At 70.0% G+C, this 18,113-nt stretch carries 16 protein-coding genes, 3 tRNA genes and 1 pseudogene; 3 read left to right on the top strand and 17 right to left on the bottom strand.

Translation table 11 applies throughout. The annotated features are described in order from the left end of the window. Positions 1 to 13: 13 nt before the first annotated feature. From rpoB to GA0115242_RS04710, 9 genes are all read right to left on the bottom strand, one after another. On the bottom strand, positions 14 to 3,499 hold the full coding sequence (rpoB, locus tag GA0115242_RS04755; RefSeq protein ID WP_093824836.1) for a DNA-directed RNA polymerase subunit beta: 3,486 nt from the start codon (positions 3,497 to 3,499) through the stop codon (positions 14 to 16). A 560-nt stretch (positions 3,500 to 4,059) separates the two neighbouring features. Then, on the bottom strand, positions 4,060 to 4,440 hold the full coding sequence (gene rplL / locus GA0115242_RS04745) for a 50S ribosomal protein L7/L12 (protein ID WP_093824834.1): 381 nt from the start codon (positions 4,438 to 4,440) through the stop codon (positions 4,060 to 4,062). 152 nt (positions 4,441 to 4,592) lie between these two features. Further along, complete coding sequence (gene rplJ, locus GA0115242_RS04740) at positions 4,593 to 5,123, bottom strand: 50S ribosomal protein L10 (RefSeq protein WP_093824832.1); 531 nt, start codon at positions 5,121 to 5,123, stop codon at positions 4,593 to 4,595. A gap of 345 nt (positions 5,124 to 5,468) precedes the next feature. After that, entirely contained in the window at positions 5,469 to 6,326 is an 858-nt protein-coding gene (locus GA0115242_RS04735; RefSeq protein WP_093824830.1) for a hypothetical protein, read from the bottom strand. 167 nt (positions 6,327 to 6,493) lie between these two features. After that, positions 6,494 to 7,219 (bottom strand): 50S ribosomal protein L1, encoded by a 726-nt coding sequence (gene rplA / locus GA0115242_RS04730; RefSeq protein WP_093824829.1) that lies wholly within the window; start codon positions 7,217 to 7,219, stop codon positions 6,494 to 6,496. Between the two features lie 82 nt (positions 7,220 to 7,301). After that, on the bottom strand, positions 7,302 to 7,736 hold the full coding sequence (gene rplK / locus GA0115242_RS04725) for a 50S ribosomal protein L11 (RefSeq protein ID WP_030671915.1): 435 nt from the start codon (positions 7,734 to 7,736) through the stop codon (positions 7,302 to 7,304). A 265-nt stretch (positions 7,737 to 8,001) separates the two neighbouring features. Beyond that, entirely contained in the window at positions 8,002 to 8,859 is an 858-nt protein-coding gene (nusG, locus tag GA0115242_RS04720; protein ID WP_093824827.1) for a transcription termination/antitermination protein NusG, read from the bottom strand. A gap of 80 nt (positions 8,860 to 8,939) precedes the next feature. Then, positions 8,940 to 9,224 carry a preprotein translocase subunit SecE gene (secE, locus tag GA0115242_RS04715; RefSeq protein WP_093824825.1) on the bottom strand — a complete coding sequence of 95 codons (285 nt, stop codon included), beginning with the start codon at positions 9,222 to 9,224 and terminating at the stop codon, positions 8,940 to 8,942. A 108-nt stretch (positions 9,225 to 9,332) separates the two neighbouring features. Next, positions 9,333 to 9,405, bottom strand: a tRNA-Trp gene (locus GA0115242_RS04710). A gap of 283 nt (positions 9,406 to 9,688) precedes the next feature. Here GA0115242_RS04710 and GA0115242_RS04705 point away from each other — a divergent pair. Then, positions 9,689 to 10,915, top strand: coding sequence for a pyridoxal phosphate-dependent aminotransferase (locus GA0115242_RS04705; protein WP_093824823.1), 1,227 nt, complete (start codon positions 9,689 to 9,691; stop codon positions 10,913 to 10,915). Between the two features lie 143 nt (positions 10,916 to 11,058). Next, on the top strand, positions 11,059 to 12,096 hold the full coding sequence (locus tag GA0115242_RS04700; protein ID WP_093824820.1) for an adenosine deaminase: 1,038 nt from the start codon (positions 11,059 to 11,061) through the stop codon (positions 12,094 to 12,096). Positions 12,097 to 12,140: 44 nt separating this feature from the next. Here GA0115242_RS04700 and GA0115242_RS04695 read toward each other — a convergent pair whose 3' ends face one another. The 8 genes from GA0115242_RS04695 to GA0115242_RS04660 all read right to left on the bottom strand — a co-directional run bounded on the left by GA0115242_RS04695 (position 12,141) and on the right by GA0115242_RS04660 (position 17,160). Next, on the bottom strand, positions 12,141 to 13,196 hold the full coding sequence (locus GA0115242_RS04695; RefSeq protein WP_093824818.1) for a UDP-N-acetylmuramate dehydrogenase: 1,056 nt from the start codon (positions 13,194 to 13,196) through the stop codon (positions 12,141 to 12,143). 120 nt (positions 13,197 to 13,316) lie between these two features. Continuing rightward, a complete protein-coding gene (locus GA0115242_RS04690) occupies positions 13,317 to 14,765 on the bottom strand; it encodes a DHA2 family efflux MFS transporter permease subunit (RefSeq protein ID WP_093824816.1) in 1,449 nt (482 codons plus the stop codon). Positions 14,766 to 14,907: 142 nt separating this feature from the next. Beyond that, the gene (locus GA0115242_RS04685) at positions 14,908 to 15,480 is read right to left on the bottom strand and encodes a TetR/AcrR family transcriptional regulator (protein WP_176729745.1); all 573 of its coding nucleotides are present in this window, start codon (positions 15,478 to 15,480) and stop codon (positions 14,908 to 14,910) included. Positions 15,481 to 15,651: 171 nt separating this feature from the next. Next, positions 15,652 to 16,080, bottom strand: coding sequence for a MaoC family dehydratase (locus tag GA0115242_RS04680; protein ID WP_093824814.1), 429 nt, complete (start codon positions 16,078 to 16,080; stop codon positions 15,652 to 15,654). A gap of 7 nt (positions 16,081 to 16,087) precedes the next feature. Then, entirely contained in the window at positions 16,088 to 16,540 is a 453-nt protein-coding gene (locus GA0115242_RS04675; RefSeq protein ID WP_093824812.1) for a MaoC family dehydratase N-terminal domain-containing protein, read from the bottom strand. A gap of 174 nt (positions 16,541 to 16,714) precedes the next feature. After that, positions 16,715 to 16,879: a 50S ribosomal protein L33 gene (rpmG, locus tag GA0115242_RS04670; RefSeq protein ID WP_003948671.1), complete on the bottom strand. Its 165-nt coding sequence runs from the start codon at positions 16,877 to 16,879 to the stop codon at positions 16,715 to 16,717. Positions 16,880 to 16,968: 89 nt separating this feature from the next. Next, a tRNA-Met gene (locus GA0115242_RS04665) sits at positions 16,969 to 17,041 on the bottom strand. A gap of 46 nt (positions 17,042 to 17,087) precedes the next feature. Next, positions 17,088 to 17,160 (bottom strand) — tRNA-Thr (locus GA0115242_RS04660). A gap of 236 nt (positions 17,161 to 17,396) precedes the next feature. On the opposite strand from GA0115242_RS04660, the pseudogene GA0115242_RS04655 reads away from it, so the two are divergent. Then, positions 17,397 to 18,113 (top strand): annotated as a pseudogene (locus GA0115242_RS04655) (hydrolase); the annotation flags it as partial.

Here is an 18,113-nt window from a genome sequence, read left to right as displayed (position 1 = left end):
CTCCGGACTCCCGTCAGACCTCTTCGACGCTGCTCGGCTCGCGCCGGGACAGGTCGATGCCGAGCTCCTCCGCAGCGCGGAAGACATCCTCGTCGGTGTCACGCATCTCGATGGACATACCGTCACTGGACAGCACCTCCACGTTCAGGCAGAGCGACTGCATCTCCTTGATGAGCACCTTGAAGGACTCGGGGATGCCGGGCTCGGGGATGTTCTCGCCCTTGACGATGGCCTCGTAGACCTTCACGCGGCCGGTGACGTCGTCGGACTTGATCGTGAGCAGTTCCTGGAGGGCGTAGGCGGCGCCGTACGCCTCCAGCGCCCACACCTCCATCTCACCGAAGCGCTGACCGCCGAACTGCGCCTTACCACCCAGCGGCTGCTGGGTGATCATGGAGTACGGGCCGGTCGAGCGCGCGTGCAGCTTGTCGTCGACCAGGTGGTGCAGCTTCAGGATGTACATGTACCCGACCGAGATCGGGTCCGGGAACGGCTCACCGCTGCGGCCGTCGAACAGCCGCGCCTTGCCGGACGGGAGCACCATGCGCTCGCCGTCGCGGTTGGGGATGGTGTGCTGGAGCAGACCCGCGAGCTCGTCCTCGCGGGCGCCGTCGAAGACCGGGGTCGCGACGTTGGTGCCGGGGTCGACCTGGTCGGCGCCGATGGCCTGGAGGCGCTCCGCCCACTCGTCGGCGAGCCCGGAGACGTCCCAGCCGCGGCTGGCGAGCCAGCCGAGGTGGATCTCCAGCACCTGTCCCGGGTTCATGCGGGACGGCACACCGAGCGGGTTGAGGATGATGTCGACCGGGGTGCCGTCCTCCAGGAACGGCATGTCCTCGATCGGCAGGATCTTCGAGATGACGCCCTTGTTGCCGTGACGGCCGGCGAGCTTGTCACCGTCGGTGATCTTGCGCTTCTGCGCGACGTAGACGCGCACCAGCTGGTTGACACCGGGGGGAAGCTCGTCGCCCTCCTCGCGGTCGAAGACGCGGACGCCGATGACCTTGCCGGTCTCGCCGTGCGGCACCTTCAGCGAGGTGTCACGGACCTCACGGGCCTTCTCACCGAAGATCGCGCGCAGCAGGCGCTCCTCGGGGGTCAGCTCGGTCTCGCCCTTGGGGGTCACCTTGCCGACGAGGATGTCGCCGGCGATGACCTCGGCGCCGATGCGGATGATGCCGCGCTCGTCGAGGTCGGCGAGGACCTCCTCGGAGACGTTCGGGATGTCCCGGGTGATCTCCTCGGGGCCGAGCTTGGTGTCACGGGCGTCGACCTCGTGCTCCTCGATGTGGATCGAGGAGAGGACGTCGTCCTGCACGAGGCGCTGCGACAGGATGATCGCGTCCTCGTAGTTGTGGCCCTCCCACGGCATGAACGCCACGAGGAGGTTCTTGCCCAGGGCCATCTCGCCGTCCTCGGTGGCCGGACCGTCGGCCAGGACCTGGCCCTCGATGATCCGGTCGCCCTCGTTGACGATGACCTTCTGGTTGACCGAGGTGCCCTGGTTGGAGCGGGCGAACTTGGCCAGGCGGTACGTGATGTACGTGCCGTCGTCGTTGGCGGTGGTGATGTAGTCCGCGGAGACCTCCTGGACGGCACCCGCCTTCTCGGCCCTGACCACGTCACCGGCGTCGACGGCGGAGCGGTACTCCATGCCGGTGCCGACGAGCGGGGCCTCGGACTTGATGAGGGGCACGGCCTGGCGCATCATGTTCGCGCCCATGAGGGCACGGTTGGCGTCGTCGTGCTCCAGGAAGGGGATCATGGCGGTCGCGACCGACACCATCTGGCGCGGCGAGACGTCCATGTAGTCGACGTCGTCACCGGGGACGTAGTCGACCTCTCCGCCGCGGCGGCGGACCAGGACGCGGGCCTCCTCGAACCGCAGCTCGTCGTTGAGCGTGGCGTTGGCCTGCGCGATGACGAAGCGGTCCTCCTCGTCGGCGGTCAGGTAGTCGACCTCGTCGGTGACCTGGCCGTCGACGACCTTGCGGTACGGGGTCTCGACGAAACCGAACGCGTTGACCCGGCCGTAGGAGGCGAGCGAGCCGATCAGACCGATGTTCGGGCCTTCGGGCGTCTCGATCGGGCACATGCGGCCGTAGTGCGAGGGGTGCACGTCACGGACCTCGAAGCCGGCCCGCTCACGCGAGAGACCACCCGGGCCGAGCGCCGACAGACGGCGCTTGTGGGTGAGACCCGAGAGCGGGTTGTTCTGGTCCATGAACTGCGACAGCTGGCTGGTGCCGAAGAACTCCTTGATGGAGGCCACGACCGGCCGGATGTTGATCAGGGTCTGCGGCGTGATCGCCTCGACGTCCTGGGTGGTCATGCGCTCGCGCACGACGCGCTCCATCCGGGCCAGACCCGTGCGGACCTGGTTCTGGATGAGCTCGCCGACGCTGCGCAGACGGCGGTTGCCGAAGTGGTCGATGTCGTCGGTCTCGACGACGATCGCGTCGCCGCTGTCGCCGACCGTCTCGGTCTCACCGGCGTGCAGCTTCACCAGGTACTTGATCGACGAGATGATGTCCTCGACGGTCAGGATGCCGGCGTCGAGCGGGGCGTCGGCGCCCAGCTTCTTGTTGACCTTGTAGCGGCCGACCTTGGCGAGGTCGTAGCGCTTGGGGTTGAAGTAGAGGTTCTCGAGCAGCGTCTGCGCGGCCTCACGCGTGGGGGGCTCGCCCGGACGCAGCTTGCGGTAGATGTCGAGCAGCGCGTCGTCCTGGCCCTGGGTGTGGTCCTTCTCCAGGGTGGCGCGCATGGACTCGTACTCGCCGAACTCCTCGAGGATCTGCTCGGTGGTCCAGCCGAGCGCCTTGAGCAGGACGGTGACGGACTGCTTGCGCTTGCGGTCGATGCGGACACCGACCATGTCGCGCTTGTCGATCTCCATCTCCAGCCAGGCACCCCGGGACGGGATGATCTTGGCGGAGAAGATGTCCTTGTCGGACGTCTTGTCGATGCTGGAGTCGAAGTAGACGCCGGGGGAACGGACCAGCTGGGACACCACGACACGCTCGGTGCCGTTGATGACGAAGGTGCCCTTGTTCGTCATGAGCGGGAAGTCGCCCATGAAGACGGTCTGAGACTTGATCTCACCCGTCTCGTTGTTCGTGAACTCCGCGGTGACGAAGAGCGGGGCGGCGAACGTGAAGTCGCGCTCCTTGCACTCGTCGATGCTGTTCTTCGGCGGCTCGAAGCGGTGGTCGCGGAAGGTCAGGGACATCGACCCGGAGAAGTCCTCGATCGGGGAGATCTCCTCGAAGATCTCCTCCAGACCGGACTTGGTGGGGACGTCCTGACCTGACTCCAGAGCCGCCTCGACTCGAGCCTTCCACGCGTCGTTGCCGAGCAGCCAGTCGAAGCTCTCGGTCTGCAGAGCAAGAAGGTTCGGAACCTCGAGGGGCTCCTTGATCTTTGCAAAAGAGATGCGCAGCGGGGCGGTGCTGGCAGCGTTGTTCGTATTCGCGGTCGAGGCAGTGCGCGAGGCGGCCAAGAGGGGGTCCTTCCGAGGGCTCGGACTCACTACGCGCGTACCGGCCCCCCACCGGCGCACAGAGCCAGACATCCCTGATCAGGGACGTTCGGCTGTCGGTGCTCAAGTGAGGGAATGCCCCTGGTGACGGGCAGGGGACAGCTAACAGGCAGCGCAAAGGGACAGTGTAGCCACTCGGCACACTGATGTCCAGCCCCGATTTTCTGTGACCCTCGTTGTCCTCAACGCCCTCGGCATAGTCGCCCTCAACGCACGTTGATACTGCCCTCTTCGTCGCCGATCCATGCCTCGGATTCGGATCGTTGTGACGACGCGTCCTGAGAATTGCGCGCTGCGTGCGGTTCGTCAAGGCCCCCCTGCCCGAACCAGGGGTGTCCGGAGACACGACGAAGATCACCATACCCCCCGTGCGGAGGGCCGCAAGGCAACCGTGGCCGCGCCTCCAGGAACGCAGAAGAGCGACCACCCGGATGGATGATCGCTCCTCGCCGCGTTCGCGTTACAGGCCCGCGGGGCCGTGTTCCGACGCGCGCCGGGTCCGTGTCGGGACCCGAGGGGTGTTACTTGACCTCGACCGAGGCGCCGGCGCCCTTGAGGGACTCGGCGGCCTTCTCCGCGGCCTCCTTGGCGACCTTCTCGAGGACGGGCTTCGGGGCGCCGTCGACGAGGTCCTTGGCCTCCTTGAGACCCAGCGAGGTCAGCTCACGCACGACCTTGATGACCTGGATCTTCTTGTCGCCGGCACCGGTGAGGATGACGTCGAACTCGTCCTGCTCCTCGACGGCCTCGGTGGTGGCGGCGGGGCCGGCCGGGGCGGCGGCGACCGCGGCGGCGGCGGTGACGTCGAACTTGTCCTCGAACGCCTTCACGAACTCGGAGAGCTCGATGAGGGTCATGTCCTCGAACTGCGCGAGCAGGTCTTCCTGGCTGAGCTTCGCCATGATGGGCGATCCTTCCACTTGTTCGGCAGGTGCCGTGTGTACATGTCTGGCGGGCGTTCGCCTTGCGGCGTTACTGCGTAGACGTTCGGCCCGCTACGACCGTGTCCCGGGGGCTGGACGCCCGTCAGGCCGCGGTCATTTCGCGAGCCGAATTACTCGGCACCGCCCTGCTCGGCCTGCTTGGCACGGAGCGCGTCCACGGTGCGGACGAGCTTCGACGGGAGCGCCTGGAAGACCTGAGCAGCCTGAGTCTGCTTGCCCTTGAAGGCGCCCGCCAGCTTGGCGAGCAGAACCTCGCGGGACTCGAGGTCCGCGAGCTTCTTGATCTCGTCGGCGGACAGCGCCTTGCCGTCAAGGACACCGCCCTTGATGACGAGGTTCGGGTTGTCCTTGGCGAAGTCACGAAGACCCTTCGCCGACGTCACCGGGTCACCGGTGATGAAGGCGACCGCCGTCGGACCGTTGAACAGGTCGTCGAGCGTGGAGATCCCGGCCTCGTTGGCCGCAATCTTGGTCAGCGTGTTCTTCACCACGGCGTACTGGGCGTCGTCACCGAGCGAACGGCGCAGCGTCTTGAGCTGCGCCACGGTGAGACCCCGGTACTCGGTCAGCACGGCGGCGCTCGAGCTGCGGAACTGGTCCGCCAGCTCGGCCACCGCGGCAGCCTTGTCGGGCCTTGCCATAGAGCGTCGGCCTCCTTCCGGGTGATGAGGACCGCTCGGAAAGGAGCCGACAAAACGAAACGCCCCGGCGCAGGCGCACGGGGCGTGGCTCGACCGGTCGTCCGCCGCGTGGGCAGCGGTCTCCGGGAGCACATCCACAAACACCTGCGCGGGTCGTCCGCGGTTCAGCGGATCCTTCGGCCACCGTGTCCTCTTGCGATTCCACGGCAACGACCAGCGGTCTTTGGCTTCCTCAGAAACATACGCGAAGCCGCCACCGGCAGGCAAATCCGCTCCCCCGCGGTGCCCGGCGGCCGTGCGGAGGCGCCGTCCGCACTCCTCGGCGGGCGCCGCGGGCCGGTGCCGTCACCGCTCGCCGTCGGTGGCCGTCAGCTCCTTGTAGTCCGCGGTGTCGGCGGCCGGGGGCCGGGTGACGGAGACGTCCACGCCGTAGTCGCGGTAGTGGGCGGTCTGGCTGTACCCGCCGCTCGCCGTCTCGCCCTTCTCGGCCTTCTTGACGAGCAGGTCCCGGCCGTCGACCCAGAGGTCGACGCGTTCGGTGGCGACCCCGGCCCGGGTCAGCCGCTCGCGCACCGCGGCCAGCTCGCGGGCGTCCAGGCGGGAGCCGGGGCCGGTCAGCGCGGCGGTGGTGACGGTGCCGGTGTAGTGCGTGGTGTCGACGCCCTCCACCCGCTCGGCGCCGACCCTGCGCAGGTCCCCGGCGGCCAGCAGCAGCTTCACGGACTGGTGCGGGGCGCCGTCGCGGACCTGGTCCAGGCCGCCGAGGTCGGCGTACCCGTAGCGGATCCAGTGCCGTCCGCCGGACTGCGCGGCGAAGGTGTCGCCCATCCGCGCGTAGTAGGCGTCAGGCAGGTACCGCGTCTGGGGCGTGGTGCTGCCGAGCCGCCGCATGGTCTCCAGGGCGGTGCCGCCGGTGTAGGTGAGGGTGAGGGTGCCGGTCACGTCGTCGGACCAGCCGAGGGCGCCGTCGGCCCGCAGGGACATCTGGGAGCCGACGGTGGTCGTGGACCGCACCCTGGCGGAGTCGGCGGCGTCGGTGGCCCGGTCGGCCCGGCGCAGCGCGGCGACCACCTCGGGGGACGCGCTGTGGACGTGCTCGGGGCGGCCGGCGGCGCCGTCGGTGGAGGTGCAGGCGACCAACCCGGTGAGCGCGGCCGCCACCGCCGTGCTCAGGGTGACCCGGCGCAGCCTCGTGCTGTTCATTCGTCCCACCCCTGTGCGGTCGCTGTGGCCCCGACGGTAACGCAGGGCACGGGCGCCGGTGCCCGTGCGGCCCGGACGCGACGAAGGCGGGCCCCGCACCTCGGAAGGTGCGGGGCCCGCCTCGCGATGTCGCGTCCCTGACGCGGCTACCGGGCTGAACCGAGGGCTCAGACGGCGGCCGGGTCCTCCTCGACGAGGAGGTTGCGGGTGCGGTTCGGGTCGAGCGGAATGCCGGGGCCCATCGTGGTGGCCAGGGAGGCCTTCTTGATGTAGCGGCCCTTGGCGGCCGACGGCTTCAGGCGGAGGACTTCCTCCAGCGCGGCGCCGTAGTTCTCCACCAGCTGGCTGTCGTCGAAGGACGCCTTGCCGATGATGAAGTGCAGGTTCGAGTGCTTGTCGACGCGGAACTCGATCTTGCCGCCCTTGATCTCGGTCACGGCCTTCGCCACGTCCGGGGTCACGGTGCCGGTCTTCGGGTTCGGCATGAGGCCACGGGGACCGAGCACGCGGCCGAGGCGGCCGACCTTGCCCATGAGGTCCGGGGTGGCGACGACGGCGTCGAAGTCCAGACGGCCCTTCGCGACCTCGTCGATCAGTTCGTCGGAGCCGACGATGTCGGCGCCCGCGGCTTCCGCGGCGGCAGCACGGTCACCGGTCGCGAAGACCAGGACCCGGGCGGTCTTGCCGGTGCCGTGCGGCAGGTTCACGGTGCCACGGACCATCTGGTCGGCCTTGCGCGGGTCGACACCCAGGCGGAAGGCGACCTCGACGGTGCCGTCGAACTTGGTCGTGGAGGTCTCCTTGGCGAGACGGACGGCCTCGAGCGGGGCGTAGAGCTTCTCCCGGTCGATCTTGGCGTCCGCAGCGCGGAGAGCCTTGCTGCGCTTGCTCACTGCTTTCTCCTGTGGTTGCTAGGAGTCGTGGTCCAGGCCGAGCAGGCCCTGCCACTTCTGCTGATGTACGGGGGAGTGGGGCTCAGCCCTCGACCGTGACGCCCATGGAACGCGCGGTACCGGCGATGATCTTCGCGGCGGCGTCCAGGTCGTTGGCGTTGAGGTCGGGGAGCTTGGTCGTGGCGATCTCGCGGACCTGCGCCTGGGTGATCTTGGCGACCTTGGTCTTGTGCGGCTCGCCGGAGCCCTTCTCGATGCCCGCGGCCTTGAGGATCATCTTCGCGGCCGGCGGCGTCTTGGTGACGAAGGTGAAGGAGCGGTCCTCGTAGACCGTGATCTCCACCGGGATCACCCAGCCGCGCTGCGACTCGGTCGCGGCGTTGTAGGCCTTGCAGAACTCCATGATGTTCACGCCGTGCTGACCCAGCGCGGGGCCGACCGGCGGGGCCGGGTTGGCGGCGCCGGCCTGGATCTGGAGCTTGATGAGCCCCGTGACCTTCTTCTTCTTGGGAGGCATGCTCTCTCCGGGTCCTTACTGAGAGGTTGGTTACCACCTGCGCCACGTGGATGAATCATCCGGCAGATGGCATACCGCACAACGGTAGCCGATAGCACCCCGACCGCTGTAATCGAGCAGGTCAGGGCCGGTTTGACGGAGCCCGCAGGCGCCGCGACGGTCGTCGGGCGCGGACGCACGAGAAGGGCGCCAGAACCGGGTGGCGATGTGCGATCGCCCGGTTCGTGGCGCCCTGTCCGTACGTGCCGGTGCGGGACCGGGTCCGTCAGTTCTTCTGGATCTGGTCGAACGACAGCTCGACCGGCGTCTCGCGGCCGAAGATCTCGACGAGACCCTTGACCTTCTTCGAGTCGGGGTTGATCTCGTTGATGGTCGCCTGGAGCGTGGCGAACGGGCCGTCCGTGACGGTGACCGAGTCGCCGACCTCGAAGTCGAGCACCTGGACCTCGACCTTGCGCTGCGGCGCCGGCTTGCCCTCGGCCTCGGCGGCCTCGCGGGCGGCCTTCTCCTCGGCCTCCGGGGCGAGCATCTTGACGATCTCGTCCAGCGTCAGCGGGTACGGGTCGTAGGCGTTGCCGACGAAGCCGGTGACACCGGGGGTGTTGCGGACGACGCCCCAGGACTCGTTCGTCAGGTCCATGCGGACGAGAACGTATCCGGGGAGCTTGTTCTGCCGGATCGTCTTGCGCTCGCCGTTCTTGATCTGCGCGACCTCTTCCTGCGGCACCTCGGCCTGGAAGATGAAGTCCTCGACGTTGAGCGAGACGGCACGCTGTTCGAGGTTGGTCTTCACGCGGTTCTCGTACCCGGCGTAGGTGTGGATCACGTACCACTCGCCGGGGAGGGAGCGCAGCTCCTCGCGGAGGGCCTGGACGGGGTCGACCGGCTCGGCCTCCTCCTCGTCCTCCTCGGCGTCGGCGGTCTCGTCCTCGGCGGACGGCTCGCCCTCGGGGCTCTCGTCCTCGGCGTCTTCGACGTGCGGTGCGGCTTCGTCGGCGGGGTCGCCCGCCTCGGCCTCGGCAGCCTCGAACTCATCCTGCTCGTCCGCGCCCTCGACGATGTCGAGCTCGGCATCGTCCGCCTTGGCGGGCTCGCGGGAGTCGTTCAGGTTCGGGTCAGACACGATGGCTGCTTCTTCCTGGATACATAGGGGTGGAACATGCGAAAAAGGCGCCGGGTACCTCGGCGCCCTTCGCTCTCGGCTCAGCCGAAGACGTACTTGGCGGCGTGGCTGAGCCCATAGTCGATCACGGTCACCAGGCCGATCATGATGACCACGAAGACGATCACCACGGTGGTGTACGTGCTCAGCTGGTTGCGCGTCGGCCAGACGACCTTGCGGAGTTCGGCGATGACCTGGCGGTAGAAGAGGGCAAGCCTCTTGAGCGGACCCTTCTTGGCCCGCTTGCCGCCCTTGCGGGCCTTCTTCGAATCCTGTGCCTCGTCCTGGGCATCAGGCGTATCGATGGAGCCCACGGCGTCCGCCATTCGTCCTCACCTGATTCCGGGTCGTGGCCGTGCCGCGCCCGGTTGGAGCCGCACGGCTGTGCATTGCTGTACGTACATGCGCACACATCCTGGCGAAGGTGTGTGTAGCAGGGCCGGAGGGACTTGAACCCCCAACCGCCGGTTTTGGAGACCGGTGCTCTACCAATTGAGCTACGACCCTTTGTTGCGCCCCCCAACGTACCGCATCCGACCGGGTGCTCGGTGTGCACCCTGTCCGGCGCGGCTGCTGAAGGCCAACGAGGGATGAGTGTACGTGCTCCCGGGCCCCCCGTCGAACAGAAAGCGCCCGTAGGGGCCTTGGCGGCGGGAGATCGTCCGCGGGCCCCGTGAAGATCCACCAGGCCACCGCCCGATTCCGGACGCGTGTTCAATGCGTGACCCCCAGCTGTTCAGTCCGTGAAACCCGCGTGCCGGGGGTGTTTCCGGTCTGGAACGATGGGCCCATGAGCGCTGCAATCCCTCCCACCGAGCGCCGGGTCTCCGCCCGAGTCGGCGCGATCTCCGAGTCCGCCACCCTCGCCGTGGACGCCAAGGCCAAGGCCCTCAAGGCCGCCGGGCGTCCGGTGATCGGCTTCGGCGCCGGTGAACCCGACTTCCCGACCCCCGGCTACATCGTCGACGCGGCCGTCGAGGCCTGCAAGAACCCGAAGTACCACCGGTACACGCCGGCCGGCGGGCTGCCCGAGCTGAAGGCCGCGATCGCCGCGAAGACGCTGCGCGACTCCGGCTACGAGGTCGACGCCTCCCAGGTCCTGGTGACCAACGGCGGCAAGCAGGCCATCTACGAGGCCTTCGCGGCGATCCTCGACCCGGGCGACGAGGTCATCGTCCCCGCGCCGTACTGGACGACCTACCCGGAGTCGATCCGGCTGGCCGGCGGTGTCCCGGTGGAGGTATTCGCCGACGAGACGACCGGCTACCGGGTCTCCGTCGAGCAGCTGGAGGCGGCCCGCACCGAGCGCACCAAGGTGCTCCTGTTCGTCTCCCCCTCCAACCCGACCGGCGCCGTCTACTCGCGCGCGCAGATCGAGGAGATCGGCCGCTGGGCCGCCGAGAAGGGCCTGTGGGTCCTGACCGACGAGATCTACGAGCACCTCGTCTACGGCGACGCCGAGTTCCACTCGCTGCCCGTGGTGGTGCCCGAGCTGGCCGACCGCACGATCGTCGTCAACGGCGTCGCCAAGACGTACGCCATGACGGGCTGGCGGGTGGGCTGGGTGATCGGCCCCGAGGACGTCGTCAAGGCCGCGACCAACCTCCAGTCGCACGCCACCTCGAACGTCTCGAACGTGGCGCAGGTGGCCGCCCTCGCCGCCGTCTCCGGCGACCTCTCGGCCGTCCGGGAGATGCGGACGGCGTTCGACCGCCGCCGCACCACGATCGTGCGCATGCTCAACGAGATCGACGGCGTCCTGTGCCCCGAGCCCGAGGGCGCGTTCTACGCCTACCCGTCGGTCAAGGCGCTGATCGGCAAGGAGATCCGCGGCAAGCGCCCGCAGAACTCGGTCGAGCTGGCCGCGCTGATCCTGGAGGAGGCGGAGGTCGCCGTCGTCCCCGGTGAGGCGTTCGGCACCCCCGGCTACCTGCGGCTGTCGTACGCCCTGGGTGACGAGGATCTCGTCGAGGGCGTCAGCCGGATCCAGAAGCTCCTGGCGGAGGCCAGGGACTGACGCGACAGCGCTCCACGCGCGCGTGAGCAGGGGCGGCGACCACCCGGTGCGGGGTCGCCGCCCCTCTCGTTCCCGCGTGCGAGCAGGACCACGTCCGGGGAACCGGCTACCGGGAGGGCCCGCGGGTACGGCAGGATCTTGGGATGGAGCGTGTACGTGATGTCTCTGAGCTGCCGAAGGCCCATCTGCATCTGCACTTCACCGGTTCGATGCGGCCCGGCACCGTCCTCGAACTGGCCGACAAGTACGGCGTGCGGCTGCCCGACGCCCTCACCGAGGCGCTGACCGGCGGGGAGCCCCCGCGGCTGCGCGCGACGGACGAACGGGGCTGGTTCCGCTTCCAGCGCCTGTACGACGCCGCCCGGTCCTGTGTGCGGGAGCCGGACGACATCCGGCGGCTGGTGCGCGAGGCCGCCGAGGAGGACGTCAGAGACGGCTCGGGCTGGCTGGAGATCCAGGTAGACCCCACGTCGTACGCGCCCCGGCTCGGCGGGCTGATCCCGGCGCTGGAGATCATCCTGGACGCGGTCGCGACGACGTCGCGGGAGACCGGGCTCGGGATGCGGGTGCTGGTCGCTGCGAACCGCATGAAGCATCCGCTGGAGGCCCGCACGCTGGCCCGGCTCGCGGTGCGCTACGCCGACCGCGGCGTGGTCGGCTTCGGTCTGTCGAACGACGAACGCCGGGGCATGGCACGGGACTTCGACCGCGCCTTCCACATCGCGCGGGAGGGCGGGCTGCTGTCGGCCCCGCACGGCGGCGAGCTGACCGGACCGGCGTCCGTGCGCGACTGCCTGGACGACCTGCACGCGGCCCGGATCGGCCACGGCGTCCGGGCGGCCGAGGACCCGAGGCTGCTGAAGCGGCTCGCTGACCGGGGCGTGACGTGCGAGGTGTGCCCGGCGTCGAACGTCGCCCTCGGCGTCTACGAGAAGCCCGAGGACGTGCCGCTGCGCACCCTGTTCGACGCGGGTGTCCCGCTCGCCCTCGGCGCCGACGACCCGCTCCTGTTCGGCTCCCGGCTGGCCGCGCAGTACGAGATCGCCCGCCGTCACCACGGTTTCACGGACGCGGAGCTGGCGGAGCTGGCCCGTCAGTCGGTGCGGGCCTCGGCGGCCCCCGAGGGCGTCAAGGCGGAGCTGCTGGCCGGGGCGGACGCCTGGCTGGCCCGCCCGGCCTGATACCCCGAGGGGGCCGGTCGTCACCCGGCGGCCGCCCCCGGGGGCTAGAGGCTGACGCCCACCGTCACCGGTTCGTTGACCAGGGTGACGCCGAACGCCTCGTGGACGCCCGCGACGACCTCGCGGGCGAGCGCGAGGAGGTCCTCGGTGGTGGCACCGCCCCGGTTGGTGAGGGCGAGGGTGTGCTTGGTGGAGATGCGGGCCGGGCCGCTGCCGTAGCCCTTGGCGAAACCGGCCTTGTCGATCAGCCAGGCCGCCGAGGTCTTGGTGTGCCCCTCCCCCGCCGGGTACGCGGGCGGCGTGACGTCGTCGCCGAGGCGCTCGCGCACGCGCGCGTGGAACGCGGTGAACGCGGTGTCGGTGAGGATCGGGTTGGTGAAGAAGGACCCGGCCGACCAGGTGTCGTGGTCCTCGGGGTCGAGCACCATGCCCTTGCCCGCCCGCAGCTTCAGCACTGTCTCCCGGGCGGCTTCGAGCGGGACGCGGTCGCCCGGCTCCACCCCCAGCGACCGTGCCGTCTCGGCGTACCTGACCGGCGCCGAGAGGCCGCCCGCGTCCTCCAGGCGGAGCCGGACGCGCAGGACGACGTACCGCTCGGGGTCGGACTTGAAGCGGCTGTGCCGGTAGGAGAACGCGCACTCCTCGTTGGTCAGGGTGACCTTCTCGCGGGCGGTCCGGTCGTAGGCGACCACCTCGGTGATCGTCGAGGAGACCTCCTGGCCGTACGCCCCCACGTTCTGGATCGGCGTGGCGCCCGCCGAGCCGGGGATGCCCGCCAGGCACTCGACACCGGCGAGCCCGGCCTCGACGGTGCGGGCCACGGCGTCGGTCCACACCTCGCCCGCGGCCAGCTCCAGCAGGGTGCCGTCCAGGACGAAGCCCCGGGTGGCGACGACGAGCGCGGTCCCGGCGAAGCCCTTGTCGCCGACGACGAGGTTCGAGCCGCCGCCGATCAGGAGCAGCGGGGTGCCGCTGTCGTCGGCCTCGCGGACGGCGGCGATCACCTCTTCGTCGCTCGTCGCGGTGACCAGCCGGTCGGCGGGGCCGCCCAGCCGGAAGGTGGTCAGCGGGGCGAGGGGGGCATCGTGGAGTTCCTGCACGCGCCCAAGACTACGAGACGCCACTGACAGCGGCGGCGGGCCCGGCCGGGGCACCGGCACGCGCGTGTACGGCCCCGCCGCGATGACGGGGCCGTACACGCGCGTGCCGGTGGCGGAGGGTCAGGAGACCGCCTTCTCCAGGGAGGGCTCCGGCAGGTCGGCCGGTGTCCCGGCCCGCTCGGCCCGGGTGCCGCCGCCCCCGGCCGGGATCAGCAGGGCGGCCAGCGCGGCGACGGCGACCACCGCGGAGCCGGTGACCAGGGCGGGCTTGAGGCCGTCCACGAAGGCCTGCCCCGACTCGTAGCCGCCCCGGGCCGCGAAGATCGACGCCATGACGGCGATGCCGAGCGCGCCGCCGACCTCGCGCAGGGCGTTGTTGGCGCCGGACGCGATGCCCTGTTCGGTGGCCCGGACGCTGGACATGACCAGGTTGGCTGCGGGCGCGAAGAACAGGCCCATGCCGATCCCGCTGACGATCAGCGCGGGGAGCTGACCGGCGTAGTCCACGTCGGCGGTGACCACGGCGGCCATCCAGCCGAGCCCGACGGCCTGGAGGAGAAGCCCCGCGGCGACGACGGGCCGTCCGCCGATCCGGTCGGAGAGGATGCCGGCGAGCGGGGCGACCAGCATCGGCATGCCGGTCCAGGGCAGCATCCGCAGCCCCGCCTCGGTGGGCGAGTAGCCGAGGACGCCCTGCATGTACTGGCTGAGCAGGAAGATCGACCCGAACATGCCGAGGAACATCAGCAGGCTCGCCGCGTTGATGCCGGAGAAGGCGCGGGAGCGGAACAGCCGCATGGGGAGCATGGGGTTTTTGGCGCGGACGCTGTAGGCGACGAAGGCGACGAGCAGGGCGCCACCGGCGATCAGGCCGGTCAGCACCAGGGAGCCGGTCCAGCCCACGACGGGGCCGCGCACCAGGCCGTACAGGACGCCGAAGAGGCCGCCGCTGGCCAGCAGGGTGCCGGGGGCGTCGAGCGGCGCCCCGGTGCCGAACGACTCGGCGAGGCGCAGCCGGGCCAGCGGCAGCAGGGCGAGGCCGAGCGGAACGTTCAGCCAGAAGATCCAGTGCCAGGAGATGTGTTCGGTGAGGCTGCCGCCGATGAGGGGCCCGGAGGCGACGGCGAGTCCGTTGACGGCGCCCCATATGCCGTACGCCATCCCGCGCCTGGCGACCGGCACGGCGGCCGTCAGGAGGGTCAGCGTCAGCGGCATCATGATCGCCGCGCCGACGCCCTGGACGGCGCGGGCGGCGATGAGGCCGTCGATGCCGGAGGCCAGGGCCGCGGCGGCGGACGCCCCGGTGAAGACGGTGAGCCCGATCAGGAACATCCGGCGCCGTCCGAAGCGGTCGCCGAGGGCCGCGCCGAACATCAGCAGGACGGCGAAGGTGAGCGTGTAGGCGCTCACGGTCCATTCCAGGTCGTCCAGCCTGCCGCCCAGGTCCTCGCGGATGGAGGGCAGGGCGGTGGTGACGACGAGGTTGTCGAGGGCCGCCATGAATCCGGCGACGCTGGTGATGACGAGGGCCCAGAAGGTCCCCCCGCTCCGTGCGGTCTGCTGCGACACCACTCCCCCAGAGGGTGATCGATTGGTTAGTAATTGATGACTAACTTTTGCGGACAGAAAAGACGGCCGGTCCGGCCTCCCGCCCTGCCGTGCTGCGTACCGTCCGCCGCCGCGCGCGGGGCGGCGCCCGGCACGCCCTCTGTCAGGGCGTCCGCTCGCTCCCCTCGGCGAGCGCCTGCGGGGAGAGGCCTTCCCAGACCCGGTGGTCGGCCGGGAACCCCATGGCCACCAGGCAGTTGATGAGCATGCCGTACGCCATGAAGGTCGTCGTCCCGCCGACCTCGGCGCCGAGCGGCCCGTGCACCGTGTCCCACAGGCGCATCCACCCGGCCCGGACGGCCTCGCCCAGCTCCCGGTCGCCCGCCTGCTCGGCCGAGGCCACCGCGACGTACATCTGCATCTGCATGAGGAGTTGTTCGGGCCGTTCGCTGATGACGCGGGTGTAGGCGTCGCCGATCGCGTGGACCGCCTCCTCGCCCTCCAGCCCCTCGCCCGCCTCCTCGAAGACGCGCACGAGGTCGTCCATGCACCGCTGGACCACTTCGAGGAAGAGCGCCTTCTTGCTCGGGAAGAGACGGAAGAGATAGGGCTGCGAGACCCCGACCCGCTTGGCGATCGCCTCGGTCGACGTGCCGAAGTAGCCCCCGCGGGCGAACTCGGCGGTCGCCGCGCGGATGACGCTCTCGCGCCTCTCTTCTGCGCTCATCCTGACCATGCGACGAAGTTAGTGCTCAATCACTAACTAAGTCAAGCGGTCGGCCGGGGGCGGACACGGGTAAGGGGCGCCCGCAGTGGCGGGCGCCCCTTACCGAAGCCGGTGGCGGCCCTGAGCCGGTGGCGAACCCTGAGCCGGTGGCGGCCCTGCCGGGCCCGGCTCAGGACGTCGTCAGGCCAGGCGCACGACGGCCCGGGACATGCCGAGCACCTTCTGGCCGCCGCAGGTGGCGAGGAGGTCGACGCGGACGGTCCCGTCGTCGAGCTTGGCCGCGACCTTCCCGCTGACCTCGACGACGGCGCCCTGGTCGTCGTTGGGGACCACGACGGGCTTGGTGAAGCGGACGCCGTACTCCACGACCGCGGCCGGGTCGCCGGTCCAGTCGGTGACCACACGGATCGCCTCGGCCATGGTGAACATGCCGTGCGCGATCACGTCCGGCAGCCCGACCTCCTTGGCGAACTTCTCGTTCCAGTGGATCGGGTTGAAGTCCCCGGAGGCGCCCGCGTACTGCACGAGCGTGGCCCGCGTCACGGGGAAGGTCTCGGCGGGCAGTTCGGTGCCGACCTCGACGTCGTCGTAAGCGATCTTCGCCGTCATGGCTGCCTCACGCCTCCTCTGCCGCGCGCGCGACGAGCTTGGTCCAGGCGGTCACGACGTGCTCGCCGGCCTCGTCGTGGACCTCGCCGCGGATGTCCAGGATGTCGTTGCCCGCGAGGGACTTGATCGCCTCGATGGTGGAGGTGACGGTGAGCCGGTCACCGGCTCGCACGGGGCGCCGGTAGGCGAACTTCTGGTCGCCGTGCACCACCCGGCTGTAGTCGAGCCCCAGTTGCGGGTCCTGGATGACCACGCCCGCGGCCTTGTAGGTGATCGAGAACACGAAGGTCGGCGGGGCGATCACATCGGGGTGACCGAACGCCTTGGCGGCCTCCGGGTCCAGGTACGCCGGATTGGCGTCGCCCACCGCCTCCGCGAATTCCCGGATCTTCTCCCGGCCCACCTCGTAGGGGGCGCTGGGCGGATAGCTCCGCCCGACGAAGGACTGGTCGAGCGCCATGGCCCGGCACCTCCTGATGTCCGCAGACCCGCGTTCCGCGCGCCTGCATCTGATCGACGGTGATCGACGGTGATCGATCCCCGGGTCCGCCCCGGCGACCCATCGGTAACCGGTGGTGAAACGGCACGAGGCCGCCCCCCGACTGCGGGGGCGGCCTCGTGTTCGAGCCTGTTGTTATCGCGTTTCGCGGTGCGCGGTGTGCGCGTTGCAACGCGGGCAGTGCTTCTTCATTTCAAGACGATCCGGGTTGTTACGCCGGTTCTTCTTGGTGATGTAGTTCCGCTCCTTGCACTCCACGCAGGCCAGCGTGATCTTCGGGCGGACGTCGGTGGCAGCCACGTGAGTGCTCCTTGACGAACGGATAGAAACGATTAACGCATGAAAGAGTAGCCGATCGAAGGACCGACCCTGCAATCGGCTACTGTCAGTAGCGGTGACCGGACTTGAACCGGTGACACAGCGATTATGAGCCGCTTGCTCTACCGACTGAGCTACACCGCTTCGGTGGGATCGGCCCCCGTCTTGCGACGGGAGCCTCTCTCACCAGAGCCCCAATACGGAATCGAACCGTAGACCTTCTCCTTACCATGGAGACGCTCTACCGACTGAGCTATTGGGGCGAGCGATGAAGACATTACACGGTCGGCGGCCGTTCGCCCAAATCCGTTGTGAGGCCCCCGTACCGGCCCGTCCCGAGCCCTTCCCGCGGGCCTCGTGACCCCCTCCCGAACGGCGGACCACACCGGTACGACTATTGCGCTCCTCCCCGCCGCGAGCGGATCACCGTCCTAGGCTCGACTCACTCTCCGTGATCTTGTGCGCGTCCCCCGCACAGCCCCCCGAGCCCAGGAGCGCGATGCCGGACAGCCAGCCGCAGCCACCCCACTCGTCGTCGGGCCCGTCCAGATCCTCGGGGTCGTCGGGCCGGGGCGAACCCTCGGGACTGCTGCTGTGCGGAGCGCGGCTGACCGACGGCAGGACCGTGGACGTGCGGCTCGGCGGCGGACGCATCGAGGCGGTCGGCACGGCGGGCAGCCTGGCCGCGGACGCCACCCGGGGCCGGGGCGCGCGCGTGGACCTCACCGGCTACCTGCTGCTGCCCGCCCCGGCCGAACCGCACGCCCACGCCGACACCGCCCTCTCCGCCCAGGGCGAGGGGCCCGTCTCGCACGAGCCGCCCGACGTCCAGCGCCGCGCCACGGAGGCCGCGCTGCTGCAGCTCGGCCACGGCGCGACCGCGGCACGCGCGCACGTACGCGTGGGCGACGTCCAGGGCCTCGGCTCGCTCGCCGCCGTCCTCCAGGCCCGCCGCTCGCTGCGCGGCCTGACCGAGCTGACGGCGGTGGCGATGCCGAGGGTGCTGACCGGCGCGGCGGGCGCGGACGGGCTCGCGATGCTGCGGGACGCCGTGAAGATGGGCGCCTCGGTGGTCGGCGGCTGCCCCGACCTCGACCCCGACCCCACCGGGTACGTGGAGGCCGTCCTGGAGGTCGCCTCCGAGCACGGCAGCCCCGTCGACCTGCACACCGACGCCGCCGACCCGGCCCGCCTGGCCCGCCTCGCCGCGATGGCC

The organism is Streptomyces sp. SolWspMP-5a-2, assembly GCF_900091845.1.
GTDB classification, from domain to species: Bacteria; Actinomycetota; Actinomycetes; order Streptomycetales; family Streptomycetaceae; genus Streptomyces; species Streptomyces doudnae.
Note: the sequence above shows the minus strand (reverse complement) of the source record. Positions and strands in the feature narration are given on the sequence as shown.